This is a genomic window from Streptomyces sp. NPDC020965, assembly GCF_044333555.1.
Taxonomy (GTDB): domain Bacteria; phylum Actinomycetota; class Actinomycetes; order Streptomycetales; family Streptomycetaceae; genus Streptomyces.
In genome coordinates, this window is the sequence record NZ_JBIRRE010000012.1 from 41,271 (window position 1) to 52,966 (window position 11,696).

The 11,696-nt window shown below is 69.4% G+C and carries 8 protein-coding genes and 1 CRISPR repeat array; of the genes, 1 reads left to right on the forward strand and 7 read right to left on the reverse strand.

The window, feature by feature from the left end:
* Positions 1–56: 56 nt before the first annotated feature.
* Positions 57–1,385: a tol-pal system YbgF family protein gene (locus ACH4S7_RS30205; protein ID WP_398524521.1), complete on the forward strand. Its 1,329-nt coding sequence runs from the start codon at positions 57–59 to the stop codon at positions 1,383–1,385.
* 11 nt (positions 1,386–1,396) lie between these two features.
* Positions 1,397–1,842: a CRISPR direct-repeat array (repeat unit 28 nt; unit sequence GGACCACCCCCGCGTGTGCGGGGAGCAC).
* A 113-nt stretch (positions 1,843–1,955) separates the two neighbouring features.
* On the opposite strand, the gene cas2e is transcribed toward ACH4S7_RS30205, so the two are convergent.
* From cas2e to casA, 7 genes are all read right to left on the reverse strand, one after another.
* Positions 1,956–2,321 carry a type I-E CRISPR-associated endoribonuclease Cas2e gene (gene cas2e, locus ACH4S7_RS30210; protein WP_398524522.1) on the reverse strand — a complete coding sequence of 122 codons (366 nt, stop codon included), beginning with the start codon at positions 2,319–2,321 and terminating at the stop codon, positions 1,956–1,958.
* Complete coding sequence (gene cas1e / locus ACH4S7_RS30215; RefSeq protein WP_398524523.1) at positions 2,318–3,265, reverse strand: type I-E CRISPR-associated endonuclease Cas1e; 948 nt, start codon at positions 3,263–3,265, stop codon at positions 2,318–2,320. The genes cas2e and cas1e overlap by 4 nt, the downstream gene beginning before the upstream one ends.
* Positions 3,262–3,984, reverse strand: coding sequence for a type I-E CRISPR-associated protein Cas6/Cse3/CasE (cas6e, locus tag ACH4S7_RS30220; RefSeq protein ID WP_398524524.1), 723 nt, complete (start codon positions 3,982–3,984; stop codon positions 3,262–3,264). Before cas6e ends, cas1e begins: the two co-directional genes overlap by 4 nt.
* On the reverse strand, positions 3,984–4,724 hold the full coding sequence (cas5e, locus tag ACH4S7_RS30225; protein ID WP_398524525.1) for a type I-E CRISPR-associated protein Cas5/CasD: 741 nt from the start codon (positions 4,722–4,724) through the stop codon (positions 3,984–3,986). Before cas5e ends, cas6e begins: the two co-directional genes overlap by 1 nt.
* On the reverse strand, positions 4,721–5,920 hold the full coding sequence (gene cas7e / locus ACH4S7_RS30230) for a type I-E CRISPR-associated protein Cas7/Cse4/CasC (RefSeq protein WP_398524526.1): 1,200 nt from the start codon (positions 5,918–5,920) through the stop codon (positions 4,721–4,723). The genes cas5e and cas7e overlap by 4 nt, the downstream gene beginning before the upstream one ends.
* Positions 5,921–6,007: 87 nt before the next feature.
* Positions 6,008–6,733 carry a type I-E CRISPR-associated protein Cse2/CasB gene (gene casB / locus ACH4S7_RS30235; protein ID WP_398524527.1) on the reverse strand — a complete coding sequence of 242 codons (726 nt, stop codon included), beginning with the start codon at positions 6,731–6,733 and terminating at the stop codon, positions 6,008–6,010.
* Positions 6,730–11,556, reverse strand: coding sequence for a type I-E CRISPR-associated protein Cse1/CasA (gene casA, locus ACH4S7_RS30240; protein ID WP_398524528.1), 4,827 nt, complete (start codon positions 11,554–11,556; stop codon positions 6,730–6,732). Before casA ends, casB begins: the two co-directional genes overlap by 4 nt.
* Positions 11,557–11,696 lie beyond the last annotated feature (140 nt).

Here is an 11,696-nt window from a genome sequence, read left to right on the forward strand (position 1 = left end):
GGCGTCGGATTTCAAAAGCTTCAAACGAAACACTCAGCACAAGGAGTTGACGTCCTGTGGCGACGAACGGGCCCACGCCCAACGAAGCGCTGAACCGGCTACACCGGGACACCGGATGGACGCTTAATGCTCTCGCCCGGGCGGTCAATCTCATCGGAACCGAGCGAGGAACGCCGCGTACGTATTCGGCCTCAACAGTTCACGCGTGGCTCAAAGGTCATGTGCCCAAGGAAGATGCGCGTTCTCTCATTGTGGAAGCCTTGGCGAGGAAGTTAGGGCGGCGGATCACTTACGCAGAATCTGGATTCCCGGCTCCCGTGCAAGGTCAAAGTAAATGCTCCATTGTGGAAGAGTTGATCGATCTGGGGAGTCAGGATATGGAACGTCGTAACTTTCTTGGAGCCAGCCTCTTCTCCGTCGTGCTAACAATCCCTGATTGGCCGGACGTCGTAGATAGAATGAAAACTGTTCAGGCGAGTGCGAAATGCGGCATAGGAACGTCTGACGTCGACCTCGTTAAAAAGATGACCGATAGTCTTTCCGTCACCTACGACGATTGTGGAGGTCGGCACACGCGTCCCCTCGCTGCAGCATTCATCGTGAATACGGTGTCGCCGCTCTTGCAAGCGGATGGGCCTGCCGAGGTTCGCAAAGCCATGATGTCCGCTGCCGCTTTCCTCTGCTATCTCACGGGATGGATGGCGGTGGACGAAGGGTTGCAGGGGCTCGCACAACGGTATTACGTCAAGGGCCTTCAGCTTGCCGGCGCGAGTGGCGACCGCATGACGTACTGCCATATCCTTCGGGGCGTCTCGGTTCAGGCCGTAGACCTCGGCCATGGACCGTTAGCGGTGCGTCTGGCTAACGCTGCTGCCGATACTTCGCCGAAAACCGGTTCGCGCATGCGTGCTTTTATGGCGGGCCAGCAGGCGCATTCTTTCGCGGTCGCGGGAGATAAGGGGAATGCCCTGAGCTGCATTCTGGATGCCGAACGGGCAATGGATAAGGCTGAGAGCGTGTCAAGCGCATTCGGGGGTTATGATCCGGCGACCTTGGCCTACCATGCTGCACAAGTTCGCTATGGATTGGGAGATGTGGCGGGCAGCGTTGAATCCCTCAAGCAGCATTTTAAACTGAGGCGCCCGGAGGAAACTCGGAGGTCTGCCCTGCGCTTCCAGTCGATGATCGCTGAGCGGCAGCTTGAGATTGGGCAATTGGAGGCGGCTTGCGAAACCTGGAAGGGCATTCTTGAGGAATACCCGTCAGTGCATTCAGGTAAAGTGGATCGCCATGTCGCGAGTATCGGTCGTCGTCTTCGTCCCCATCGCTCGAATTCGGCCGCGCGGAATATCTTCGATCTTGCGCTAGAAGTCCGGCGCGATTGAGGAGAGAGTACCCCCGCGTGCGCGGGGACCACGGGGTCACGCGCGGCGCGCGGGTGCTTGTGCCGGGACCAGCCCCGCGTGCGCGGGGAGCACCAGTCCGGCGCCAGCTTGGCCAGCGTGACCATGGGACCACCCCCGCGTGCGCGGGGAGCACTGACCACCGACCGGTGCGCCGCCGCCGACAACGGGACCACCCCCGCGTGCGCGGGGAGCACCCGGGGAGGTCTCCGACGCGGACCCCGAGCCGGACCACCCCCGCGTGTGCGGGGAGCACGGAGCCATCGAGCATCAAATTGATGATGCGCTGGGACCACCCCCGCGTGTGCGGGGAGCACCCTCCTGCGGCGGGTGCGGCACCGCCTCGGGTGGGACCACCCCCGCGTGTGCGGGGAGCACCGATCCCGTCACACCGCTGTCGTCGCCGAGCTGGGACCACCCCCGCGTGTGCGGGGAGCACCCTTCCCCACCTGTGGCTTTACCGCGCGTGGGGCTCGTTTTCGCCCACTAGTCGAGATTCCGGCCTAGCGGTCAAATCGCTCCTCTCCGTGTCAATCGACTCCACCGCGATCCCTACCGCCCCCCGAATCTGCGCCGCTTCGACGCCTTGCTCCAGCCCTGGCGCGGGGGTCGCGGCGTTTCAGCCTCATCTCGGGTCGGGGCTCCGGGGGTTGGGCGGTGGATCAAGGTGAGGCCCTCGTGGTCGGTTGGGTGCCAGGCGTGGTCGTGGGTTTGGAAGGTGAAGCCCTGTTCGGTGTCGGACTGGTGGACCAGGAGGGCGCGGCCCTGGTTGGCGTATTCGGGGACCTCTGCCCACAGGACGTCCCGTACGCGAGCCGATGGCGCGCCCACGAAGACGCCCGGGGAGATCTCCAGGAGCCAGCGGGTGAGGAAGCCGCGCAGGCCGGACGGGCAGTTGGCGAGGACGATGACGATCACCAGATTGGCTCGTCCGCGTAGTTGCGGCCGCTCGCCACATGCGTGTCGCCGTCCGACTGCAGGGTCATGTTGTCCCCGTCCTCCGCCGTGTCTCGGGTGCCGTCGTAACCGAGCAGGTGCTTGATGTCCCGTACGCAGCGGTCGAGCAGGTCCGTCTCGTTGATGCGGTCGCGCAGGGCCCTGCGGGTGCGGGACGCCACGTCCTCCTCGCCGTCGGCCGCGGCGTCGAACGCGGCCGGGATCGCGACCTCCGTCTTATAGAGGTCGGCCACGTCCATGACGAAGGAGCGCTCATTGCCGGAGTGGACGAAGCCCAGGGCCGGGGAGCAGCCGAGTGCGGAGATGACCGCGTGGGCGATTCCGTACATGCACTGTCCGGCCGCGGTGACGCCCTGGTTGGGGGCGTCGCCGGCCGAGAAGTCGTCGCGGTGGTACTCGCGGCGCCTCCAGGGGACTCCGGTGCGCACGGATTCGCGGCGGTAGCACTCCTTGAGCCGGATGCCCTCCATGCCGAGGAGTTCCTTACGGGACTTGCCGGACGGGTCCTCGTCGGGAAAGCGCAGGGAGTACATGGCGCGGGCGACGTCCAGTCGGGTGCGGCGGTTCGCCCATGCCGTGGCCTGGGCCTCGGCCAGGCCCGATGAGCGGTTCAGCGCCCTGCCGCCGGCGTAGAACCGGACTCCCTGCTCACCCACCCAGACCACCGCGGCCCCGCACTCGCCGAGGACGAGCATCGCCTGGTGGGTCACCCGGGTGCCGGGGCCGAGGAGCAGGGTGCCGATGGTCGCGGAGGGGATGTGTGTCACCCCGTCCGCGTCCGTCGCCGTGATGGCGTTGTCCTCCCGGTGGACGGTGCAGCGCTCCAGGTAGACGAAGGACAGCCGGTCGCCGACCCGGGTGAGCTCACGCGGTGAGAGGGCCCCGCGTCGGCTGACGGTGGTCACTCTCCCCCCACGGGGGCCAGGGTCATCAGCCCGCAGCCGTACGCCTTGGCCTTGCCCAGGCCGTGGGTGAGGGTGCGACGGAGCACTTCCGGATCGGTGACTCTGAGCCGGCCGTCGAAGGTGACCCGGGTGAAGCGGACGTCCTCCTTGGACTGCCGTGCGGGCGCGCGGCGGAACTGGAGGGGCAGGTAGTCCCGCACGATCAGTTCGTGTTCGTCGCCGAACTCCGTCAGTCGCTTGTCGGGGGATTTCCGTACGATCTCGAAGCCCGCCCGCTCCTGCCGCTGGAGCAGCCAGCCGAGCTGGTGCCGGGGGGTGACATGGGCGGCCCGCTTCGTGGGGGCGCCCTCCTTGTCCTCCGCTCTGCGGATGTGGTGCACCGGGTTCGCGGTGAGCCGGAAGCCCCAGGTGTCCCCCTTGGCGATGGCGTCGAGGAAGGTTCCGTAGTCGAAGGTGGTCCAGCCTGGTGTGTCCAGCGTCGGCCAACCGGCCTGCTCGACCAGGTGGGTCAGATCGGGGCGGTCCGGGCTGACGATGAAGAGCCGGGGCCTGTCCTGAGGGGCGTGGTCGACCCGCCACAGGACACGCGGTCCCAGGCCGTCCCGGGCCGGGAGTTCGGGAAAGGCCATATTCACGGCCCCGTGCATGAGATGCGGTGAGCCGAGCAGCCGACGGGCCTCGGGGCGACCGGTGTTGACGCGGAACTGTGTCAGGTACATCAGCTGTTCCTCGGGGGAGCTGTCGGCACGGGTGCGAGGAGGGCCGTGGGCTCGTGGGGCGGCGGCGCGGGTTGGTCGTCCGGCCGGGGTGGGGTGGCGGTTTGGCTGGTGTGGACGCCGCGCAGCCCGTAACGCCGATGGCGTGGATCGAAGCTGAGCGGTGTGTCCCGGATGGAGAGGTGCGGAGGCTCGCCGGCCGGGGCGTCGATCAGCAGGTCCAGCTCCTTCGGCGCGGTCACCTCCCGCCGCCCCCGCGTGTACCAGTCCGACGCCTGCCACGGGGTGGTCCGCAGGGCGTCTTCCAGCGACAGTCGAGCCGGGGGACCCATGGTGATGGGCCGGGAGGGTGGGCAGGAGCGGCGGCCGAGGAAGGGGAGGAAGCCGGGTGCGTGCAGAGCGTCGTGCAGCTCTTGGAGCAGCCCGGCATCGCCCTCCACGCCCGCCACGAAGACCGCGTCAGCGAGATAGAACCGCTCGGAGAGGGGCATCGACTTGCCCGAGTCGGCGTGGTGCGCGGTCTGGAAGTCCCGCAGCCGGGTGCCGGGTTGGTCGATCCGCACCCCGAATCGCAGCGCGGCCAGATCGGAGAGGTCCGCCTCCCGGGTACGGCCCTGGGCGGCGGCGAGCAGTCCGAGTACACCGCTCTTCGTCGGTGCGTTCTCCGTGCTCCGTCGGACGAAGCGGGCCGCCGAACCCCAGGACTGGAGGGGCCCGGCGAGCCGCAGCAGCAGCACGCTCATGCGCCGGACCGCAGCCGCCGGGCCACCTCGTCCTCCACACCCTTGACCAGTTGGCGGAGCGTGACCTCGGCGCCGAGGCCCGCGAGCGCCTCCGTCTCCGCGCCGACGCGGAAGACCCAGCTCCCGTCGGGGTCCGTCACGTCGTACTGCCGCTCCAGGTCGGGGACGTACGCGGCGAGCCGTGCACAGCTCGACGCGAGGAATCCGCCCGTGTCGCCCTGGCTCACCGGTGTTTCGAACGCGCCGACGAAGCTGATCGGGCGCCGGTCGCGGAGCTTCACGATGACGGCCGCTGGCAGGGTGTGGTTGCCGAAGGTGTTGATCTTGCCGGTGGGCAGCGAGGTGATGAACGCTTCGAGGAAGGCACCCACCGCCCGCTCCGTGGGCGTCGTCGCGGGCTCGTCGGAGCGCAACCCCGTGCCGAGGTTCTCATGCAGCTCATTGACGTCGACGGCGGCATAGCGGTACAGCGTCGCGGAGTTGAAGTCGATGGACCCGATCATCCCCGCGCCGGATTCGGCGTCCTTGTTCTCATCGTCCACGGCGGTGAAATAGTCCGATTCGATCTCGGACCTGTGGACGCCGATCGCATGGGCCACCTGGGTGGCCGCGTCCACATTGAGATCGGCGGAGTCGGCCACCATCCGCCCGAAGAGCGCGATGTCCACCGAGTGCCGGGTGTCGACCGCCGCGCGTGCCTTCGCCTTGTTCTCACGGTCCTTGAGGAAGTCCTTGAGCGCCTTGAGGTCGCCGCCCTTACCGCCCTCCACGGCGAGCGCGGCCAGCGCGTCGAACTGCCGACTGCTCAGGAACATGAGGTACGAGGACTCCGGCGCCGCCTCGTCGGCGGCGTCGTCCTTCGCCTTGCGCTTCGGCACCTCGATCTTGGAACCGGTCGCGACCCGCATCAACTCGGCGGCGAGCTCGATCGCGGCGTCGCGGCTGACCGACTCGTCCAGTGTGGTGATCCGGTCGGCGAGGGTCTCGGCGACCTTCTTCGTCCGCACGCCCAGGTCCGAGGACGGGAGCAGTTCGTCGAACGCCTTCCGGGTGGCGCGCTTCCACGCCTGGCTGGAGACGCGGGCCCGTCGCACACCCCCATAGATGGCGGATTTGGGGGCGCCGGTGTCGTCCCGGTTGAGATTGCTGGGCGGGACGGACTGGAGGATGTGGATGTCGATGATGGTTCGCGCCACCGGGAGTTCCATTCGTCGTGTGTCGTCGTGTGTCGTCGTGCCTGGAGTGTTCGCGCCTGGAGTCGTCGTGCCTGGAGTGTTCGCGGCTCACGCGCCGGACAGGTCCGTGTCGGCCGGCGCTTCGGGGGACCGGGGCCGTGTTGTCCGGTGCGAGAAGTGGAAGTCGCGGCCCCAAGCGCGGCGGATCTCTGCCCGGCGGCTCTCGTCCTGCCACTGGAAGAGCTGGTCCGCGAGGAGTCCGTAGTCGAGCGGAATGCGGGCGGCCCGCAGCAGCACGGTCATCTCACGCAACCGGACGGCGAGTGATTCGTACGAGGTGGAGGTGCCGATGCGGACGAAGCGCTTGCGGAGGGTCTCGCTCAGCTCGGCGTTGGGCTGCGCCTTCTGTCCGTCCGGCGCCGTGGCGCCCGGGTCACTCTTCGCCGTCGCCAGCCGGCGCACCGCCCGGCCGAGGCCGTGGCCGAACTCGTGCATATTGGCGTCGTGGACGGACTGCTGGTGCAGTGCCCACAGGGTGACGGCGAGATGTACGGCGTTCTCCTCGGCGAGATCGCGCCCCACGTCCTTGCGCCGCACGGGGGCCGTCTCCCGGACGGTGGCCAGGTCCTCCAGACCGTCGATCCCCCAGCTATCGGGGGATTCATGAACCGGTCGTCCGGCGCTCCGGCGCAGCCGTGCCAGTACCGCCACGGCGGCCGGACTGTCATTGCGGTACGGGTATTGGAGTCGTTTGACGCAGCGGATCGTGGCGAGGCCGGGGGGCATGGGTTCGCGTCCGTACCCGTCCGTGGACGGCTGCTGGGTGGTGGTCATGAGGTGGTCTCCGGCGGGTTGTCGTCAGGAGGGGGAGGGGAGTCCTCGGGCCGTGTGGTGGCCAGGCCGAGCACCTGGTTGAGCCGCTTCCTGAACCACAGCTCCGCGAGCGCGTCATCGATCCAGCGCTTGCCCACGCCGGGGATATCGGCCTCCCGACCTTCGGCCGCCGCCGGGCCCGCGCTGTCGAGGAGTCCTCGGCTCAGGTCGATCACCCGGGCGCGTACGGTGATCTGCCAATCCTGGCGGGCACGGGCGAGGTCGCACGGCGGGGTGAGACGCGCCAGCCATCGTCGGTACGGTCCGTCGAGGGAGCCGAAGCCGAGATCGCGTGCGGAGTCGACGGCCGAGGTGGGATCGGAGCCGACGGCCCGGGCGAGATTCCCGGCGAGATGCCCGAGCGCGGTCACGGCGTCCTCCGCGTCGTGCACCGCGTCGATCGCGGTGGCGCCGTACTCCGGATTCTCCTCGTGCAGCAGGACCAGTGGCAGGGTCAGGGAGTCGTCCACCATCTCGTCCATGACGGACTGCTGGGTCCCGTACTTCGCTCCGATGAGCCGCACTCTGATGAGTCGCTGCTGCGGCAGCTCCCCTTCGGTCGTGAGCATGGAGAACCACCGGACCACCCCGGAGGGCAGCGCGTCGCGCGGTTTGCCGCCCGCTCCCCTCGACGCGGAGTCCCGGGACGGGAGGAGGCCGGCCAGTCCGCGCCAGGCCGCGCGGCTCGGATCGTGTTGGCGCGGCATATAGACCAGCGGTCGCCCCTGCTTCTTCTCCTGCGTGGGGCTGCGCCGCCAGCCCGACATGGGCTCCACGGTCCAGGGCGCGAAGGGGGCGAGCGGGTCGCCGTAGCCGAGGACGACACCGGTGACCGCGTCTTCCGCCGGGTGCAGACGGATCCGGCGCGACTGCCAGGTGTAGAGGTCACGCAGTCCGTTCGGTCCGCGTCCGGCCGGCAACTCCGGGCCGGCACCGGGGGGAGGGCGCCGCCAGACGGGCAGGTCGGCCGCCCCGTCATGGTCCTCGAAGTCGACCACGCCCTCGTCCAGGGCGACCAGGTTCAACAGAAGGGTCTCGTGCAGATTCGCGCCCTCGGCGAAGACTCCGCCCAGATTGCCGGTGGAGCCGACTCCGAGGGGGTAGACCTTCCCGGCCTTCGCCCGGTCGTCGCCCGCCATGCCGGATTTGATGCCGGACAGGTCGTAGGCGTGTGCGTGGACCAGCCAGCGGGCGGCCTCCGCGTACGAGAGCCGGTCCACGCCCGGTCGACGCATGGCGAAGAAGGGGTCGCCGTTCGGGACGTCGGCCACGATCCGGTTGAGGGAGGCGATCTCGTCCTTCGCGGTTCTCAGATCACCGACCTGGAAGAACGGGGACTCCGGGTGCAGCAGGTCGAACCGGTCCCGGTGGGCGTCGAGATAGGCGGCGACGGGGGCGAAGGCATCCTCCGACCGCCAGAGTTCGCCCCAGTCGTCCAGCTCGGCGGGACCGTCGAGTGCGTCGTGCAGGATGGCGAGGAGCAGCCGGAGCAGGGCGAATTCTTGGGTGGGCACATCGCCCACCAGTCGCCGCACTTCCCCGGCCCGGGCGAAGACGTCCTGGAGGGAAAACTCCTGGGTGCTGCCGTCCTGGTGCTGGACGGGCAGCCAGGGCTGGTCGATGAGGTCGAAGGACGGCGGTCCTGGCGGCTTCGAGGGGATGTCCGTCGGCATGGGCCTCACCCGGTCCGTACCGTCGGCGCCGTCGGGCGGGCCGTCCATGCTGTCGGGCGGGCCGTCCATAACCTCGGACGGGCCACTCGTGGCGCCGGACGCGTCCGTAAGCCGTGCGGTTGTCCCACTGGGCTGCTCATCGCTCTCCTCGTCTCCCGCGCCGTCCGCCGTGTCCCGGGGAGCGGGCGCGTCGGGGGCGGCCACCCGCAGTCCGTCGGCGCGGCTGTACCTGATTCCGTAGCCTGCCAGACGGGTCTGACAATGCTCGTCCAGAACGAGCATCAACTCCCCCGCAACCCACGGACATTCCTTCGCCTGCCAAGCCGGAACAACGAAACGCTCCAGCTCAGCGATGGTCTGGTCGACAGCCCACGGTCCGGAGAACTGCCAGGGAAGAGTGATCGCGCTCGCGGCGACGGCTTCCGCCGCCCGCCGGTCCAGCGGGAAGTCGGTGGGCAGCTCCACTCCGCCCCGATCCTTGTCCAACCACGGGACGGTGGTGAGCCGTCCATCCCGCAACTGCCGTACCACCAGCACCTCCAGACTCTCTTCCGAGTCCCGGACCTGGGCCCGCCCGGCCTGGCTGTCATCGACGTCCCCGGCGTCGGCCCCCAGCCAGCTGTACACCGGTCGCCCCGCCCGGCGTACGGGACCCAGGAGGAAGGCCCCGGCCTTCTCGCGCTTCTTGGCGAGCAGATGGAAATGGGCGATCCGGGCCTTCTCCATGGAGTCGGCCCACTCGGCCGCGCCGAGTGCCCCGTCTCCGTACGCGCTCTGCACCAGCGGACTGATGTGATCGGGCAGCACCAGGGGGAGACCGTCCAGATGCGGTTCCAGCACGGCCAGCGCGCGCAGGAGCGTGTGTTCCCCGTAGACGGAACGCGACCCCCGTACCGGCTCCGGCGGCACTTCCCCGCGCCACTCCACACCGGTCACCAGACACCGGGCCTGGACGAGACCGGGCGGGCGGAGGCGCGGGTGCCGGTGCAGCCGCCCCATGCGCTGGAGCACGAGGTCCACCGGTGCCAGATCGGTGACGAGCAGATCGAAGTCCACGTCGAGGGACTGTTCGACCACCTGGCTGGCCACCACCACATGGCGTCTCGTGGGACGGTCCCGGCCGGGCCCGAACCACTCGCGCAGCTCCGCGTCCCTGGCCGCCCGGTCGGCGGCGAGGAAGCGCGAGTGGGCGACCGTGACTTCGTCGGCCTCGAACCGCTCCCGCAGCACATCGGCCACTTCGAGGACCCGGTCCACAGTGTTCCGTACGACCAGGGCGCAGCCGCCGTCCCGGAGCTCCGACTCCAGCCGGTCGGCGAGCAGTGTCGGATCGTCGTCAAGCCGTTCCAGTACGACCGCGGTACGGCGCCCGGAGGCGGCTGCGGGCCGGGCGGTGAGGGCGGGCGCGCCCGGCGCGACGGCGGTGATCAGCGGATAGGCATCGTCCGGGGTGTCGGTGGTGTCGGTGGTGTCGGTGGTGTCGTTTGGGGTGTTGGTGGTCGGTTCCGCCCCGCTGTAGGCCGTGGCCAGCGCGCGCCGGCGCTCGGCCGGGAGGGTGGCCGAGAGGAGGACCACGGGCACCCGGTAGGCCGCCAACCACTCCAGCACCCGGTCCAAGTAGCGGCTCATATAGGCGTCGTACGCGTGCACCTCGTCGATGATCACGACCTTGCCGGCGACCGCGAGATGGCGCAGGGCCAGATGGCGGCTCTTGAGCCCGGCGAAGAGGACCTGGTCGATCGTCCCCACCGCGAACGACGCGAGCAGTGACTTCTTCCGTCCCCGCAACCAGTGGTGGGCGTGGAGCCCGGCCGGTCCGGGCCGCTCCACACGCAGTCTGCTGACGCGCTCGGGACGGTCCGGCTCGACGGCCGCGATCGTACGGTTGCCCTGGCGCAGCAGGCCCGCCCAGACGTCGTTGAGCGCGGCCTTGGCGTGCGCGAGGACGATGGACCGGGGGCCGTCGAGGGGGAGGTGGCCGAGCCAGTCCAGCAGTCTGGGGAACATGGCGTCGCCCGTGGCCCGCGTGGGGAGGGCGACCAGACAGCCACCGGCACCGGTCCGTGCCGCCAGGATCTCCGCAGCGGCGAAGGCCGCCTCCGTCTTCCCTTCGCCCATCGGCGCTTCGATCATGAGCAGCCCGGCGGCGGGCATACTGCGTGCCATCCGTACGGCCTCGGCCTGCACCGGCCTGATCTCCGCCGTCTCCGGCAGGGCGAACCGGTCCGCGAAGAGCCGCTCCGCCGACTGGGCGGGCTCCTCGGGCGCCCACGGGCCCGGCAGATCGAGCCCTTCCCAGGCGGCCCGCAGCCGACGGGCCTCACCGGCCGGCCCTGCGGGGAGCCAGGAGGAGGGGTCGTACGGGAACAGCTCGGTGGAGCTGGCGATCCAGTCGGCGAGGATCACCACGGCCGTCAGCAGTACTTGTACGGTCTGCGGCAGACGGACCGCGTGCCAGGCCCGGAGCCGGTCCTCCACACCGGCGAGCGCGGCGCACCCGTCCATCAACTCGTACTGCACATCACGCCATACGTCGGCGCTCGGACCCGGATGCCGGAGGAGCCGTGGGCGGAGTTGAAGATCATGGATCTGCTGGTGCTCGGGCGGCGTGCCGTGGTGGCCACCGGCGACGACCGCGAACGCTCCGGAGGTCCGGGTGTCCATCCCGTACCGCTCGAACAGCCATTCCTGGAGCAGGAGTTGCCCGGCCAGGCCGTGCGGGGCGATGCGGCGGTCGGTCCCGTACTCCTTCTCGGACCGCATGGCGAGCCCGGCCGCGCGCATCGGGTTGGCGAGCGGGTCCACCTGGCAGGCGAAGGCGGGGGTGGCCTTGCCGGTGTCGTGGGCCGCCGCGAGGAAGGTGATCAGCCGCCGCGCGTCCGACTCGCCCCCGGGCAGCGCCTCGGCCACGAGAGCTTTGACGTTCCGGGGCAACCAGGTGTCGAACAGCTTCCCCGCGACCGCTGCGCTGTCCGCCATATGTCTCCACAGGGGCAGCCATTGATCGGTATCCCGGTCGTGCTTGGCCCAGACGGTACGGGCGGCGGGGCTCAGCTCTACGAAGGGTGCTCGGGATTCGGAGCGGGGGGACGGTGACGACGCATCAGGCATGAGGGCACCCTCTTGCTGGGCGGGCGAGCGCGAGAACAAGTGCTGGAAGCAAAGGGCCCCGGGCCGATGTCACGGCCCGGGGATGTCTCCGCCGAAAACTGACGTTCGCAGTCGGGGCGAGGGGCATCGGGCGCGGCGCA